Origin of the sequence: Paraflavitalea soli (assembly GCF_003555545.1) — a bacterium.
GTDB lineage: Bacteria > Bacteroidota > Bacteroidia > Chitinophagales > Chitinophagaceae > Paraflavitalea > Paraflavitalea soli.
This window is the reverse complement of sequence record NZ_CP032157.1, coordinates 3,951,676-3,966,682: the sequence shown is the minus strand read 5'-3', so window position 1 is coordinate 3,966,682 and position 15,007 is coordinate 3,951,676. Positions and strand designations below refer to the sequence as shown.

24 protein-coding genes are annotated in these 15,007 nt (G+C 44.7%); 23 read left to right on the top strand and 1 reads right to left on the bottom strand.

All coding sequences use genetic code 11. The features are described 5' to 3' along the window. Positions 1 to 370 precede the first annotated feature (370 nt). The 23 genes from rplC (at position 371) to D3H65_RS14550 (ending at position 14,502) form a co-directional block, all read left to right on the top strand. Positions 371 to 988: a 50S ribosomal protein L3 gene (gene rplC / locus D3H65_RS14660; protein ID WP_119051026.1), complete on the top strand. Its 618-nt coding sequence runs from the start codon at positions 371 to 373 to the stop codon at positions 986 to 988. A 62-nt stretch (positions 989 to 1,050) separates the two neighbouring features. Beyond that, positions 1,051 to 1,689, top strand: a complete 639-nt coding sequence (gene rplD / locus D3H65_RS14655) for a 50S ribosomal protein L4 (RefSeq protein ID WP_119051025.1) — start codon at positions 1,051 to 1,053, stop codon at positions 1,687 to 1,689. Positions 1,690 to 1,718: 29 nt separating this feature from the next. Further along, on the top strand, positions 1,719 to 2,018 hold the full coding sequence (rplW, locus tag D3H65_RS14650; protein ID WP_119051024.1) for a 50S ribosomal protein L23: 300 nt from the start codon (positions 1,719 to 1,721) through the stop codon (positions 2,016 to 2,018). 98 nt (positions 2,019 to 2,116) lie between these two features. Next, positions 2,117 to 2,956 (top strand): 50S ribosomal protein L2, encoded by an 840-nt coding sequence (rplB, locus tag D3H65_RS14645; protein ID WP_119051023.1) that lies wholly within the window; start codon positions 2,117 to 2,119, stop codon positions 2,954 to 2,956. Between the two features lie 44 nt (positions 2,957 to 3,000). Beyond that, positions 3,001 to 3,273 (top strand): 30S ribosomal protein S19, encoded by a 273-nt coding sequence (gene rpsS / locus D3H65_RS14640; RefSeq protein ID WP_119051022.1) that lies wholly within the window; start codon positions 3,001 to 3,003, stop codon positions 3,271 to 3,273. A gap of 77 nt (positions 3,274 to 3,350) precedes the next feature. After that, the gene (gene rplV, locus D3H65_RS14635; protein ID WP_119054522.1) at positions 3,351 to 3,704 is read left to right on the top strand and encodes a 50S ribosomal protein L22; all 354 of its coding nucleotides are present in this window, start codon (positions 3,351 to 3,353) and stop codon (positions 3,702 to 3,704) included. 46 nt (positions 3,705 to 3,750) lie between these two features. Beyond that, on the top strand, positions 3,751 to 4,605 hold the full coding sequence (gene rpsC, locus D3H65_RS14630; protein ID WP_119051021.1) for a 30S ribosomal protein S3: 855 nt from the start codon (positions 3,751 to 3,753) through the stop codon (positions 4,603 to 4,605). A 72-nt stretch (positions 4,606 to 4,677) separates the two neighbouring features. Further along, on the top strand, positions 4,678 to 5,097 hold the full coding sequence (gene rplP / locus D3H65_RS14625; RefSeq protein WP_119051020.1) for a 50S ribosomal protein L16: 420 nt from the start codon (positions 4,678 to 4,680) through the stop codon (positions 5,095 to 5,097). Positions 5,098 to 5,194: 97 nt separating this feature from the next. Further along, positions 5,195 to 5,404: a 50S ribosomal protein L29 gene (gene rpmC, locus D3H65_RS14620; RefSeq protein ID WP_119051019.1), complete on the top strand. Its 210-nt coding sequence runs from the start codon at positions 5,195 to 5,197 to the stop codon at positions 5,402 to 5,404. Positions 5,405 to 5,509: 105 nt separating this feature from the next. Continuing rightward, positions 5,510 to 5,767, top strand: coding sequence for a 30S ribosomal protein S17 (rpsQ, locus tag D3H65_RS14615; protein WP_119051018.1), 258 nt, complete (start codon positions 5,510 to 5,512; stop codon positions 5,765 to 5,767). 114 nt (positions 5,768 to 5,881) lie between these two features. Continuing rightward, on the top strand, positions 5,882 to 6,250 hold the full coding sequence (rplN, locus tag D3H65_RS14610) for a 50S ribosomal protein L14 (protein WP_119051017.1): 369 nt from the start codon (positions 5,882 to 5,884) through the stop codon (positions 6,248 to 6,250). An 87-nt stretch (positions 6,251 to 6,337) separates the two neighbouring features. Then, a complete protein-coding gene (rplX, locus tag D3H65_RS14605) occupies positions 6,338 to 6,676 on the top strand; it encodes a 50S ribosomal protein L24 (RefSeq protein ID WP_119051016.1) in 339 nt (112 codons plus the stop codon). Between the two features lie 109 nt (positions 6,677 to 6,785). Continuing rightward, positions 6,786 to 7,349: a 50S ribosomal protein L5 gene (gene rplE / locus D3H65_RS14600; RefSeq protein ID WP_119051015.1), complete on the top strand. Its 564-nt coding sequence runs from the start codon at positions 6,786 to 6,788 to the stop codon at positions 7,347 to 7,349. A gap of 99 nt (positions 7,350 to 7,448) precedes the next feature. Beyond that, positions 7,449 to 7,718, top strand: coding sequence for a 30S ribosomal protein S14 (rpsN, locus tag D3H65_RS14595; protein WP_119051014.1), 270 nt, complete (start codon positions 7,449 to 7,451; stop codon positions 7,716 to 7,718). Positions 7,719 to 7,823: 105 nt separating this feature from the next. Further along, positions 7,824 to 8,222, top strand: a complete 399-nt coding sequence (gene rpsH / locus D3H65_RS14590) for a 30S ribosomal protein S8 (protein ID WP_119051013.1) — start codon at positions 7,824 to 7,826, stop codon at positions 8,220 to 8,222. A gap of 116 nt (positions 8,223 to 8,338) precedes the next feature. After that, entirely contained in the window at positions 8,339 to 8,893 is a 555-nt protein-coding gene (gene rplF, locus D3H65_RS14585) for a 50S ribosomal protein L6 (protein WP_119051012.1), read from the top strand. A 48-nt stretch (positions 8,894 to 8,941) separates the two neighbouring features. Beyond that, positions 8,942 to 9,292: a 50S ribosomal protein L18 gene (rplR, locus tag D3H65_RS14580; protein ID WP_119051011.1), complete on the top strand. Its 351-nt coding sequence runs from the start codon at positions 8,942 to 8,944 to the stop codon at positions 9,290 to 9,292. Between the two features lie 41 nt (positions 9,293 to 9,333). After that, positions 9,334 to 9,852, top strand: a complete 519-nt coding sequence (gene rpsE / locus D3H65_RS14575) for a 30S ribosomal protein S5 (protein WP_119051010.1) — start codon at positions 9,334 to 9,336, stop codon at positions 9,850 to 9,852. A gap of 78 nt (positions 9,853 to 9,930) precedes the next feature. Further along, positions 9,931 to 10,110, top strand: coding sequence for a 50S ribosomal protein L30 (rpmD, locus tag D3H65_RS14570; RefSeq protein WP_119051009.1), 180 nt, complete (start codon positions 9,931 to 9,933; stop codon positions 10,108 to 10,110). A gap of 137 nt (positions 10,111 to 10,247) precedes the next feature. Further along, on the top strand, positions 10,248 to 10,697 hold the full coding sequence (gene rplO / locus D3H65_RS14565) for a 50S ribosomal protein L15 (RefSeq protein WP_119051008.1): 450 nt from the start codon (positions 10,248 to 10,250) through the stop codon (positions 10,695 to 10,697). A gap of 178 nt (positions 10,698 to 10,875) precedes the next feature. Continuing rightward, a complete protein-coding gene (gene secY, locus D3H65_RS14560) occupies positions 10,876 to 12,207 on the top strand; it encodes a preprotein translocase subunit SecY (RefSeq protein WP_119054521.1) in 1,332 nt (443 codons plus the stop codon). A gap of 81 nt (positions 12,208 to 12,288) precedes the next feature. After that, positions 12,289 to 13,104, top strand: coding sequence for a type I methionyl aminopeptidase (map, locus tag D3H65_RS14555; protein WP_119051007.1), 816 nt, complete (start codon positions 12,289 to 12,291; stop codon positions 13,102 to 13,104). A 90-nt stretch (positions 13,105 to 13,194) separates the two neighbouring features. Continuing rightward, positions 13,195 to 14,502 (top strand): BaiN/RdsA family NAD(P)/FAD-dependent oxidoreductase, encoded by a 1,308-nt coding sequence (locus D3H65_RS14550; protein ID WP_119051006.1) that lies wholly within the window; start codon positions 13,195 to 13,197, stop codon positions 14,500 to 14,502. A gap of 44 nt (positions 14,503 to 14,546) precedes the next feature. Here the strand turns inward: D3H65_RS14550 and D3H65_RS14545 are convergent, their stop codons facing one another. Then, positions 14,547 to 15,002, bottom strand: a complete 456-nt coding sequence (locus D3H65_RS14545) for a DinB family protein (protein ID WP_119054520.1) — start codon at positions 15,000 to 15,002, stop codon at positions 14,547 to 14,549. Positions 15,003 to 15,007: the final 5 nt, after the last annotated feature.

Sequence of the window (15,007 nt, the reverse complement as noted above, 5' to 3'; positions counted from 1 at the left end):
GGTTTTTTATATAACACTACGATCACAAGTAGTTAAGTTCTTTTAAACCTATCTGCAAACTTTGTTGCCGTTGGCAACAGATAAAGTAGCGCTGGGTAAATCATTTAAAATATTCTGACAGGGTTAGACCTGTCAGGTTCATTAACAAATTAAATATGAACTAGCCCTTCGAGGTTAGTTTACTATCGGTACTTCGAATGCCTGTGGTTTTCATATAAGGTGAAATAAAACAGGCAGCAAAAGAAAAGGTCGATAGCAAACGGGGATTGAAGTTGCCATGGTTGTGCCTTCTCTGTCCTCCCGGACAGCAAGGTTTGTGACAATCATACCGCAAATGTCTCTTAAACCGAGAAGGCAAAAACGAACAACGATGAAAGGAATTATTGGCAAAAAAATCGGGATGACCAGCATCTTCAGCCCTGATGGTAAGCAAACAAGCTGCACCATCATCGAGGCCGGTCCCTGTGTTATAACCCAGGTCAAAACAAAAGACACTGATGGTTATAGCGCTGTGCAGTTAGCGTTCGGCGACAAGAAAGAAAAGCACACACTCGCTTCAGAAAAGAATCACTTCGCAAAGGCCAATACAGCCGCAAAAAAGTTTGTAAAAGAATTTCGTGATTATTCCATAGAGAAAGCTCTTGGAGAATCTATTACTGTTGACATTTTCACAGAAGGTGAAAAAGTTGAAGTAGTAGGTACTACCAAGGGTAAAGGTTTCCAGGGTGTTGTAAAACGCCACGGATTCAGTGGGGTAGGTGAGCAATCTCACGGTCAACACGATCGTCAGCGTGCTCCGGGTTCTATCGGTAACTCATCTGATGCTTCCCGCGTATTCAAAGGTATGCGCATGGCAGGCCGGATGGGACAAGACCGTGTGAAGGTGAAAGGACTGAAGGTTATCAAGATATTCCCTGAAAAGAACTATATCCTGGTAAGTGGTTCAGTACCCGGACACATCGGATCAATTGTATTAATTCAAAAATAACAACTTCAGAAAACCGGCAACTGTATAAGAAGTCAACTTTCTGAACTGAAAAATAGCGTACGATGCAAGTAGATGTATTTAATATAAGCGGTAAGAAAACAGGTCGCTCAGTAGAGTTACCTGATGAGATCTTTGGTACTGAGCCAAATGATCACGTGATCTACCTGGCTGTGAAGCAATATCTGGCTGCACAGCGTCAGGGTACTCACAAAGTGAAAACGCGCTCTGAAGTACAAGGTTCCAGCAAGAAGCTGCACCGCCAAAAGGGTACTGGTGGTTCCCGTAAAGGTAACCTGCGTGCTCCTATCTTCAAAGGTGGTGGTACCATCTTTGGACCTAAGCCCCACGGTTATGATTTCAAACTGAACCGTAAGGTAAAAGACCTGGCCAAGATCAGCGCCCTGTCTTACAAGGCTAAAGAAAATGCCATCGTGATCATCGAAGATATCAACCTGGATACACCTAAAACAAAGACTTTTGTTGGTGCACTGAAAGCGTTGAACATCGCCAATAAAAAATCACTGGTTATTCTGCCCGAGTACAACGACAACCTGTACCTGAGCCTGCGCAACGTGCCTGCTGTAAATGCTGCACTGATCGCCGACATGAATACTTATGATATCGTAAATGCCAATGTACTGGTATTGACTGAAAGCGCTGCCAAGATCTTCATCGATGATGAAGCTGAAGTAGTAGCATAACAATTTTCAAATTTTCAAACTGAGTTATTATGAAACTCTCAGAAGTACTGATAAAGCCGATCGTAACTGAAAAAAGCAATAAGCTTACTGACAAGAGCAGGACTTATGCTTTCAAAGTTGGTCGCAAAGCCAATAAGCTGGAAATTAAGAAAGCGGTAGAAGGTTTTTATAGTGTGACTGTTGTAGATGTGAATACTTCCGTTGTTCCAGGTAAGGCAAAGAGCCGTTTCACTAAGGCCGGATTTATCTCTGGTGTGAAACCAGCTTACAAGAAAGCGTATGTTACTGTTGCAGAAGGTGAGACTATCGATCTGTACGCTAACATCTAATCTTTCCCGCTTCGCGGAATAAGGATTGATAAGAATGGCGCGTCAAACGCCGCAAAGGATTGACAAAACGATTTTTAACACAGAATAAGACTTAAAACATGGCACTGAAAAAGTATAAACCAATTACGGCCGGAACACGCTGGAGAATTGGTAATGCATATGAAGAAGTGACAACGAATGTTCCGGAAAAGAGCCTGGTAGAAAAAGTAAAATCTACAGGTGGCCGTAACGTACAGGGACGCCGCGCAATGCGCTATATCGGTGGCGGTCACAAGAAAATGTACCGTATCATTGATTTCAAGAGGAACAAGAAAGACATCGAGGCTACTGTGGTTTCTATTGAGTATGATCCAAACCGTACTGCTTTTATCGCCCTGCTGAATTATGCAGATGGTGAAAAGAGATATATCCTGGCTCCCCAGGGCTTACAGGTAGGTACTACTGTAATTGCTGGTGATGCTGTGGCGCCTGAAATCGGTAATGCGCTTCAAATGAAGAACATGCCATTAGGTACCAATATTCACAATATTGAAATGCAACCTGGTCAGGGTGGTAAACTGGTACGCAGTGCCGGTACTTCTGCTCAATTGACCAATAAAGAAGAACGTTACGCTATTTTGAAAATGCCTTCCGGTGAGCTGAGAAAGGTATTGATCAACTGCTTCGCTACCGTAGGTATCGTGAGCAATGGCGATCATAACCTGGAGATGAAAGGTAAGGCTGGCCGTAATCGTTGGAAAGGTATTCGCCCCCGCACCCGTGGTGTAGCGATGAACCCTGTAGATCACCCGATGGGTGGTGGTGAAGGTAGAGCATCCGGTGGTCACCCACGTTCAAGGACTGGTAAGTACGCTAAAGGTCTGAAGACACGTACACGTGGCAAAGGAAGCGACAAGCTGATCATCCAACGTAAGAATGGTAAAAAATTAGCTAAATAGTCAAACGCTGATTTTAAATCTTCAAATTTTCAAATTAAGTATATATGGCTCGTTCGATAAAAAAAGGTCCTTATGTAGCCGCGAAGCTGGAACAAAAAGTATTGTCTGTAAACGAAGGCAAAGCCAAGAAAGGTGTTATCAAAACCTGGAGCCGTCGTTCTACCATTACACCAGACTTTGTGGGGCATACCTTCGCCGTGCACAACGGTAATAAATTCATCCCGGTATACGTGACTGAATTTATGGTAGGCCATAAGCTGGGTGAGTTTGCACCTACGCGCAACTTCAAAGGACACTCAAGTAAAAAAGTAGCATAATTTAAAATAGTTGCTGGAGTTTGTTGCTGGTTGATCGGATCAGCAACAAACCACCAGAAACGAGAAACCAGAATAAAATGGAAGCAGTAGCTAAACTCAGAAATTATCCCACATCACCCCGCAGAATGCGTTTGCTGGCTGATGAGATCCGCGGTGTTGAAGTGGAGAAAGCCCTGGCTTTGCTGGAACACCATCCACAACATTCCGCCACTCCTTTGTACAAGCTGTTGAAAAGCGCTATTAACAACTGGGAGCAAAAGAATGAAGGCAAAAGTGCTGCGGATGCTGCACTGGTGGTAAAAACAATCTTTGTTGACGGTGCACGTACCCTGAAAAGGATGTTGCCCGCTCCTCAGGGAAGAGCATATCGCTTACGTAAACGCAGCAATCACGTAACGATCATTGTTGATACGAAAACTGTAAAAGCGTAATTGAGCGCTTACTGTTATAAATTATAAAATTTTCAAATTATAATAAATGGGTCAGAAAACAAATCCTATTGGTGCCAGGTTGGGGATTATCCGCGGTTGGGAATCTAACTGGTATGGTAACAAAAGAGATTTTTCTACTAAGTTGATCGAGGATAACAAGATCAGGACTTACCTGATGGCTCGTATCAACAAAGGTGGTATCTCTAAGATCGTTATTGAGCGTACGCTGAATAAACTGATCGTTACCATTCATACCTCTAAGCCCGGTATCATCATAGGTAAAGGTGGTGGCGAAGTAGACCGTATTAAAGAAGAGTTGAAGAAGTTGACCGGTAAGGAAGATGTACAGATCAACATCCTCGAAATACGCCGTCCTGAGCTGGATGCCATGATCGTAGGTGATACGATTGCCCGCCAGATCGAGAACCGTATTAACTACAAACGCGCTATCAAGATGGCGATCGCTTCTGCGCTCCGTATGGGTGCTGAAGGTATCAAGATCAAGGTGGGCGGCCGTTTGGGCGGTGCTGAAATTGCCCGTACGGAAGAAATCAAACAAGGTCGTACTCCTTTGCACACACTGCGTATGGATATTGATTACGCCAATGTGTTTGCATTGACTGTGTACGGTAAAATAGGTATCAAAGTATGGATCTGTAAAGGTGAAATACTTGGCAAACGTGACCTGAACCCCAACTTCGTTGGTGGTAAGAGTGATGTTAGCGACCGCAGAGACAGGCCAGGTGGTGATGATCAGAGAGGTGGAGACAGAAGAGGTGGAGAACGCAGAGATGACCGCAGAGGCGGAGGTGGTGGAGACCGCAGAGGTGGCGGTGGTGGTGGTGACCGCAGAGGCGGTGGTGGCGGTGGATTCCGCGGTGGAAACAACAGAAGAGGTTAATGAACGCCTGGGGAGTAGACGCCCCGCTGATCATGAAACCTTCAAATTATCAAATTTTCAAATTGTTAATAGATGTTACAGCCTAAAAGGACGAAACACAGGAAAGCGCAAAAAGGCCGCATCCGGGAAGTAGCAAAACGCGGAACTACCATTTCTTTTGGTTCTTTCGGTCTGAAAGCCCTGGAACCAATATGGTTGACCAACCGTCAGATCGAAGCTGCCCGTCAGGCGCTGACCCGTTCAATGAAACGTGAAGGTAATGTGTGGATACGCATTTTCCCCGATAAGCCAATTACGCGCAAGCCACAGGAAGTGCGGATGGGTAAAGGTAAAGGTAACCCCGAATTCTGGGCTGCTGTAGTAGAACCAGGCCGTATCATTTTCGAATGCGATGGCGTAAGTGAAGCAACAGCCAAACAAGCGCTTGAACTGGCTGCACAAAAACTGCCGATCAAGACCAAGTTCATCGTTCGCAGGGATTATCAAGCGTAAAACATACTGTGTAAGCTGAGCATTTGAGAAGGGAGAATAGGGTAGGTGCGTTGTTTTTTTCAAATGTTCAAATTGCCAAACTTTCAAATTGTATATCATGTCTAAGAAAATTGATTTTGTAAAAAGCCTGAAAGATCTGAGTGCTGCTGACCTGAAAGCCAGGATCCAGGAAGACGAACTGCGCCTGAAGAAGCTGGAGTTTGCTCATGCAATTTCTCCCCTGGAGAACCCCATGAGTATCCGTGCCGTTCGCAAGGATCTCGCTCGTCTGAAAACAGTGCTGAAGCAGAAGCAACAAGCTGTATAAGGCTATTAGCAGTTAGCTCTTAGCAGTTAGCTGTACAAGATAAAGAGAACAAACTATATAAGTTGAGCGCTAATAGCTAAGTGCTAAAAGCTAAAACCTAAAAAAATGTTAGATAGAAATTTGCGTAAAACAAGAACTGGTGTTGTAACCAGCAACAAGATGGCTAAAACCATTACCGTTGCGGTAGAAAGAAAAGTAAAGCACCCGATCTATGGTAAGTTCGTAAAGAAGACCACCAAGTTCCATGCTCATGATGAAAAGAATGAGTGTACTATAGGTGATGTGGTTAAGATCATGGAAACCCGTCCGCTCAGCAAAACTAAACGCTGGAGGCTGGTTGAAGTAGTTGAGAAGGCTAAGTAACGAATAAGCCGTTAGCTATTAGCGATTAGCTTTTGGCTGACAACTCTAGGAATATATATTTCATCATTAGCTATTGGCTAACTCCTAATAGCTAAAAGCTTAAAGCTTAAAAAAATGATTCAGCAAGAAAGCAGATTAAACGTAGCTGATAATAGTGGTGCCAAAGAAGTATTGTGTATCCGTGTGTTGGGTAATAGTGGCCAGGATTACGCGAAGATCGGCGATAAGATTGTTGTTACCGTAAAGGATGCAATTCCTGCCGGTGGTATTAAAAAAGGTACTGTTGTTAAAGCCGTTATTGTTCGTACCAAGAACAAGCTGCGCCGCAAAGACGGATCTTATATCCGCTTTGATGACAATGCAGTAGTATTGTTGAATGCTTCTGATGAGCCCCGTGGCACCCGTATTTTCGGACCCGTTGCACGTGAACTGCGTGATAAGGGTTACATGAAGATCATTTCACTGGCGCCTGAAGTATTATAGTTGGGTGGTGAATAACGATTTATTCACACATCTACTGTCAACAAAAGCTTAGTCAATAATTCTCTGTAAGAGATAAAGTATAAGAAAATGAGCAACAGATTTAAACCAAAGTTCCACGTTAAAAAAGGTGACACCGTGGTGGTGATCACAGGTGACGATAAAGATGTTAAGAAGCCCCGCAAAGTGCTGGAGATCTATCCAGACAAAGAAAGGGTGCTGATTGAAGGAGTGAACATCGTTACCCGTCACACCAAGCCTTCTGCCCGTGATACCAAAGGCGGTATCGTGAAGAAGGAAGCACCTATCCACATTTCGAATGTGATGTTGTGGGATGCCAAAAAAGGCGAAGCCACCAAGGCAAAGCGTACCCGCGAAGATGGCAAACTGGTACGTGTTTCCAAGAAATCCGGTGAAGTTATAAAGTAAACCAAGCTGCCGGCTACGGGCTATAAGCTACGGGCTGCAGCAATTAAGATAGATTATTGCAAACGCTATAGGCTCGCAGCTCGCGGCACATAGTTCAAAGCTTTAAAAAATGAGCACAACAAAATATTCTCCGAGATTAGCAGATAAGTACAAGAAAGATGTTGTACCTGCCCTGATGAAGCGTTTTAACTACGACAGCATTATGCAGGTTCCCCGTCTGGAAAAGATCTGCCTGAACCGTGGTGTGAACGGTGCTGTAAGCGATAAGAAACTGGTAGATATAGCAGTAGATGAGCTTACACAGATCACTGGTCAGAAAGCGGTTACTACTATGTCCAAGAAGGATATCTCTAACTTCAAACTGCGTAAGAACATGCCAATCGGCGCCCGTGTTACGCTGCGTGGAGTGAAGATGTATGAGTTCCTGGATAGGCTGATCGCTACCGCTTTACCTCGTGTACGTGACTTCAAAGGTGTGAATGAGAAGGCATTTGATGGTCGTGGTAACTATACTCTCGGAGTTACAGAACAAATCATTTTCCCGGAGATCGATATCGATAAGGTAAACAAGATCACCGGTCTTGATATCACTTTCGTTACAACGGCAAATACCAACGAAGAGGCTTATGAGCTGCTGAAGGAAATGGGTATGCCGTTCCGTAAGAAAGACTAAGTACCTCAGCGTACTAAAAACGAAGTACAAAATACAAATCCGGGATCTGATCGTACGACTTTCTGGTCCCGATATTCAAAATTCGAATTTGTAATTATTATGGCAAAAGAGTCAGTTAAAGCCAGACAAAGGAAAAGAGAACACATGGTAGCTCAGTATGCTGAAAAGCGTGCTGCTTTGAAAGCTGCCGGAGAATGGCAGGCATTGGATGAACTGCCGAAGAATTCTTCTAAGGTTCGCCTGAAAAATCGCTGCCAGTTGACTGGTCGTCCCAAAGGATACATGCGTTATTTCGGTCTCTCCCGTGTTACTTTCCGTGAGATGGCCCTTAACGGTAAGATCCCGGGTGTGCGTAAGGCTTCCTGGTAATAAACTGCTGCAGGATATGGGTTACGGTAACTATCAGTCCCGTAGCAGTGCATCCTGTAGAATAGATTCAATAATATTTAGAACTGATACATAACTTCTATAAAAATGGTAACAGATCCTATAGCAGATTTTCTGACCAGAGTTCGTAACGCACAATTAGCAGGCCACCGTATCGTAGAGATCCCGGCTTCTAACCTTAAAAAGCGTATTACAGAAATTCTGTACGATCAAGGCTACATCCTGAAATACAAATTTGAGGATGACAACAAACAAGGTGTGATCAAGATCGCCCTGAAGTATGATGCTCAATCAAAAGAACCTGCCATCAGGTCTTTGGAAAGAGTAAGCCGCCCGGGTTTGCGTCAATATGCTACCCCTGCTGAGTTCAAACGTGTGAAGAATGGTTTGGGTGTAGCTATCCTCAGTACTTCTAAAGGAGTAATGACCGATAAGCAAGCCAAAGTGCAGAACGTAGGTGGTGAAGTTCTTTGCTACATCTATTAATCTTATGAGCCATTCTTATGGCTCATACATGTTACTGATACATTAAGCCGGGCCTATACCAGGCTGACCGGTCGGTAGCAGGAAACAATAAACGGTAATAATTAAACTGATTTTTTATGTCTCGTATAGGTAAACAACCCGTAGTACTGCCGGCTGGCGTTACTGCCGCGATAGGAAAGGACAATGTACTGACTGTAAAAGGCCCTAAAGGTGAATTAAAACAGGCTATCGATCGTGATATCACTGTAGAAATTAAAGACAACACAGTCACTTTTGCACGTCCAACTGACCAGATCCGCCACCGTGCTATGCATGGTTTATACCGTGCCCTGGTAGCCAACCTGGTAAAAGGTGTAACAGAAGGCTACAAGAGAAATCTTGAGCTGGTGGGTGTGGGTTACAAAGCTTCTAACCAGGGTAACCTGCTCGACTTGTCGCTCGGTTACTCTCACAATATAATTTTCGAAATACCCAAGGAACTGAAACTGGCTACTTCCCAGGAAAAAGGGGAGAATCCTAAGATCAGCCTGGAAGGTATTGACAAACAACTGATCGGTCAGGTAGCCGCTAAATTGCGTAGCCTCCGTAAGCCAGAGCCGTACAAAGGAAAAGGTGTTAAATACGCTGGTGAAGTTATTCGTCGTAAAGCTGGTAAGGCTGCTGGTAAATAATTTGAAAATTAACTCCCGGCAGTATCGGGGGATATAAAATAAAGAGCAATGAATAAATTAGTAAAAAGACAGAAAATCCGCTACCGGATCCGTAAGAAAGTATCCGGCACAGCTACTAAACCAAGACTGTCCGTTTTCAGAAGCAATCAGGATATCTATGTGCAACTGATCGACGACGTTACTGGTGTAACACTGGCTGCGGCTTCTTCTAAGGATAAGGAAATTGCTGCTCAGAAAGGTACCAGGATTGAAAAAAGCAAACTGGTAGGTTTGGCAATTGCCCGCAAGGCTACTGAACTGGGACTCAGCGCTGTAATATTCGATCGCGGTGGCAACCTGTATCATGGCCGTGTGAAGAGTGTAGCTGATGGTGCACGTGAAGGTGGTTTGCAATTCTAATCCCTTAGGATATTTACAATTAAAATCGTCAAATCGAAATAATGGCAAAAGTTAATTTAAACAGAGTTAAAGCCGGCGATCTTGAGCTGAAAGAGAAAGTGGTAGCCATCAACCGGGTGGTAAAAACCACTAAAGGTGGTCGCGCCTTCAGTTTTTCTGCCCTGGTAGTAGTAGGTAATGAAAACGGTGTGGTAGGACATGGTCTCGGAAAAGCCAAAGAAGTACAGGAAGCAATTACCAAAGGCATCGAAGATGCTAAGAAGAACCTCATAAAAGTTCCTATTATGCATGGTACTGTACCCCACGATCAGTGGGCGAAAGTTGGTGCAGCCAAGGTATTGATCAAGCCAGCCGCTCATGGTACCGGTGTAATCGCCGGAGGCAGCATGCGCGCTGTATTGGAAAGCGTAGGTATTACCGACGTATTGGCCAAGTCTCTCGGTTCTGCTAACCCGCACAACGTGGTAAAAGCTACTTTTGCTGCACTGGCGCTGTTGCGTGAGCCGATCACTATTGCCAAACAACGCAAACTGAACCTGAAGAAAGTATTTAACGGATAACTTTTCAGTCGAAAGCCGGGAAACAGGTGTCGCAAGACAACTGTTGACTGGTAAACGGCCGATCATAATGATTAAATCATGAGCAAGATCAAGATCACTTTAATAAAAAGCGGAATCGACAGACCTGAGCGTCAAAAACTGACCTTGCAGGCACTGGGATTGAACAAACTGAATGCTACTAAAGAAGTAGAAGCTACACCGCAGATCCTGGGTATGGTTCGCACTGTAACCCACCTGGTAAAAGTAGAGCAGGCCTAATTAATTTGATGATTTGATAATGTGCTAATTTGATGATTATTATTACATCCGATTGCATCATTTTCAAATTTTCAAATTGACTAATTAACACATTAAAAAGCGAGGGGAGATTCCCCGTTGAGTAAAAATCAAAAAACATGAAATTACATCAGATCAAGCCCGCAGAAGGCGCAACGCATAAAGAGAAAAGACTTGGCCGTGGTGAAGCATCCGGTAAGGGTGGTACTTCTACCAAAGGTAACAAAGGTGGACAAAGCCGGGCCGGTTACCAACGCAAAAACGCCCATGAGGGTGGTCAGATGCCAATCCAGCGTCGTTTGCCAAAACGTGGATTTAATAATATAAACAGGGTTGAATACAAAGTATTTAACCTCGGTCAGGTAGATCATCTGGTTGAGAAATATGAACTGAAAGAATTCTCCCTGGAGAACCTTTACATCAACGGACTGATAAGCCGCACCGACCTGATAAAAGTGCTGGGAAATGGCGAGCTGAAAACTAAAGTAACTTTCAAGATAAATGCAGTGAGCGACAAAGCTAAAGCTGCTATTGAAGCAGCCGGTGGGACTGTGGAAATTGTAAAGTAATTTTACGTAACTTGCACAGACGCATCCTAGCATGCGTCTTTTTTGTTAAAAACAGATTAGTAGTTAACCGGTTTTATATAACGGTACAGCAGGTTTGCCATAAGGATTGAATGGTCTTTTCAGCAAACCTGTTTGTGGTTTTCAAAACAGAGGCCATCATAAAAAATTTCTGGATTCCGTGAAAAAATTCATACAAACCCTGAAGAACATCTGGAGTATTGAGGAACTGAAGAGTAAGATCCTGGTGACCATTACCCTGATAGCCGTATATCGCCTCGGTACACATATCGTACTGCCAGGTATTGATCCTACCCGGATCAATACAGCCGCATCAGGTGGTGGTATTCTTGGCCTCATTGATGCTTTTGCCGGTGGCGCCTTCTCACAGGCTTCCATCCTGGCATTGGGTATCATGCCTTATATCTCCGCTTCGATCTTCATGCAGCTGATGACCATTCTCTACCCACCATTCCAGAAAATGCAGAAAGAAGGGGAGAGTGGACGTAAAAAGATCAATCAGTACACCCGTTACCTGACTGTAGCTGTTGCTATCCTGCAGGCCAGTGCTTATGTGGCCTACCTGCACCAGACCAACAAGGATGCAATGGTGGAAGCATATGCTGGTTATTTCTGGCTTTCAACAACTGTGATCCTCAGTGCCGGCACTTTATTCGTAATGTGGCTGGGTGAAAAGATCACCGATAAAGGATTGGGTAATGGTAGTTCTGTGATCATCATGGTAGGTATCCTGGCTCGTCTTCCCCAATCATTGATGCAGGAATGGAGTGCTAAGACTACCGGTGGAAGCGGCCGTGGTTTGTTGCTCTTCGTTATTGAGATTGCTGTACTGGTTGCCATCATCATGGGCCTGATCATCCTGATCCAGGGTGTACGCAAAATACCTGTACAATATGCCAAGCAGATCGTTGGTAATCGCCAGTTTGGTGGTGCCCGCCAGTTCCTGCCTATTAAGGTGAACAGTGCTGGTGTAATGCCGATCATCTTTGCCCAGGCAATCATGTTCCTGCCTACTTTGTTGTCTAACTTCGATTCTACCCGTGGCCTGGCCAAAATATTCGGTGACCACAGTAATTTCTGGTATATGTTGATCTACGCAGTGATGGTGGTAGGTTTTACCTTCCTGTATACTGCCTTGATCTTCAATCCTAAGCAAATTGCTGATGACCTGAAGCGTAACAATGGTTTTATCCCCGGTGTGAAGCCTGGTCAACCCACAGCTGATTATATCGGTTCAGTAATGGACAAGATCACCCTGCCAGGCGCCGTATTGCTGGCGGTAGTAGGTATCCTGCCCGGATTTGCACAACGCCTTGGCGTTCAGCAGTCTTTCTCTTCCTTCTTTGGAGGAACATCTCTGCTGATCATGGTGGGTGTAATCTTGGATACTTTGCAACAAATTGAAACTCAACTTTTAATGCGTCAATACGATGGTTTGATGAAGAGTGGGCGCGTACAAGGCCGTCAGACAGTATCGCCTGCCTCCTTGTAATACATCATTTTACAACTTTAAAACCTGGCAACTGTTATAGTAGTTGTCAGGTTTTGTTTTAAACAAAAGATACAAACGATAATGGTCTATATTAAAACACCGGCTGAAGTGGAACTTATGCGCCATAGCGCTTTACTGGTGAGTGCCACCTTAGCAGAAATAGCTAAAATACTTCGTCCTGGTATTACTACCCTTTCACTGGATAAAACCATTGGTGAAATGATAGCGGATCATGGCGGCGTACCATCTTTTCTTAATTTCCATGGTTATCCGTTCAACTCCTGCATTTCGGTAAACGATGTGGTGGTACATGGTTTTCCCAATAAAACTGAGTTAAAAGATGGCGACATTATCTCTGTCGATATTGGCATTGTAAAAAATGGCTATCATGGCGACCATGCCTATACATTTGCCATCGGTGATGTAAAACCTGAAGTATTAAAGCTGATACGCGTTACCAAAGAGTCGTTGTACAAGGGTATCGAAAAGGCAGTTGCCGGCAACCGGGTTGGTGATATCGGCTCGGCCATACAGGAGCATACTGAAAAGAAATATGGTTATGGCGTAGTGCGTGAACTGGTAGGACACGGATTGGGCAAAAGCCTGCACGAAGATCCCCAGGTTCCAAACTATGGCAAGCGTGGTTCCGGCGCCAAACTGAAAGAAGGTACGGTACTGGCTATTGAGCCAATGATCAATATGGGTAAAAAAGAAGTGTATACCGAATCAGATGGCTGGACGGTGCGTACGGTAGATCATTCTCCTTCTGTGCACTTTGAACACGATGTGTGTGTGCAAAAGAACGAAGCAGATATTCTGTCTGATTATGGTATTATTGAAGCAGCAGAAAAAGCGAATGCTCACCTGGTCACTGATCAATCGGTGCTGGTTGGCTAAGGATTGGATACGTGAACAAACTATTGTAACTCATTTATAACCCTCTTCCCGGAGGGTTTTCTTTTACCGGGATCGACTTAACAATAGCGTATGGCGGAAAAAACGAAAAGGCTGGTGGTAATAGGAGGCGGAGCTGCCGGTTTTTTCTGTGCTGTAAATGCTGCCCGCCTAGCCCCCCATCTGGAAGTGATCATCCTGGAAAAAAGTAATAAGATATTATCCAAAGTAAAAGTATCAGGTGGCGGGCGTTGTAATGTAACCCATGCCTGCTTTGAGATAGGGGACATGGTACGCAAGTATCCCCGGGGGACCAACTTCCTGAAGAAGACATTTCACCAGTTTTTTACAACGGATACGATACAGTGGTTTGAGGAGCGGGGTGTAAACCTGAAAACAGAAGCAGATGGCCGGATGTTCCCGGAAACAGATTCCTCGCAAACGATCATTGATTGCCTGCTGCGGGAAGTGAACAAGTATGGGATAGAGATCAGGATGTCATCAGAAGTGAAGAGCGTGGAAGAGGATCCAGCATTTAGAATCCAGAATCCAGAATTCAGGAGTGGGGAGATAGGAGAGGCGAGTCAATTATTGACAGCAAACAAGTTTATCATTGAGCTATCTGGCGAGCGGCAACTAACTGCGGACTATGTATGCATCGCTTGTGGGGGATATCCCAAAACGGCAATGTTTGACTGGTTAAAACAGTTGGGGCATACGATCGAAGAGCCGGTTCCTTCGCTGTTTACTTTTAATATGCCGGGTAATAATATTACACAGCTGATGGGCGTGTCTGTGCCGGATGCACAGGTGCGTATTATGGGTAGTAAGCTCAACGCCAATGGACCTTTGCTGATCACCCATTGGGGCATGAGTGGTCCGGTGGTACTCCGGCTATCGGCCTGGGGCGCCAGGGAGTTGGCCGCCGGTAATTATCAATTTACCATTGCCGTCAACTGGCTCACTGGGTATAATGAAAACAGTTTACGGGAGGCGATGCAGGGCTGGCGATTTGAGCTGGCTACGCAAAAGATCGCCAACCGCAATCCTTTTGGCTTGCCGCAACGGTTATGGGATTATTTCCTGCTGCAAGCTGGTGTCAGCGAACATATGCGTTGGGCGGACCTGCCTGCTAAAGAACAAAACAAGCTTATAAAGTATCTCTGTGCGCAGGAGTTTGCTGTAAGTGGGAAAACTACTTTTAAAGAAGAGTTTGTAACTGCCGGTGGTATCAGGCTATCGGAAATTGATGCCAATACGATGCAGAGCAAACAGGTTCCCGGGCTTTTCTTTGCCGGTGAAATACTGGATGTAGATGGAATTACGGGTGGATTTAATTTTCAGCATGCATGGACCAGCGGGTTCATTGCGGCTGCTTCGATAGCGGGGATGTCGGCCTGAGCTTGTCGAAGGTGGCTTCGACAGGCTCAGCCAGACATAGCTTTTTACGCGGGCACCTGGGCCACTAATCTTCTGTGGTAATTGATCTGACCAATATGGTAGTTGAGGTGAGCCAACAGGTATACGAGGAAGTATTCAGTATTGACCATTTCACCATTGATGGGCAGGGGATAGGTCTTATCCAATACTTTTCTGCTTACCTGCTCAAGGGTATCCTTAACAGCTGTTTTGGTCTCTTCTATTTCATTGAGCAATTTGGCTTTCACGATATTCTTCACTTTGAATTCGGCATCGCGGTTACGTACATAACCCGAATCATTCAATACAGCTCCCAAAAAATGCTGGAGGTTGCCAGTGAGGTGGAGGCAGAGATTGCCGCCAGGGTTGTTGATCCCTTCCTTGGTTACCCAAAGGCTTGCATCGTCCGGGTAGGCGGTGATTTCTCCTGTTAGTTTAGTTAAGCCTTCCTCAAATAACTGAATTAGAACCGGTGTGATCATTGTAT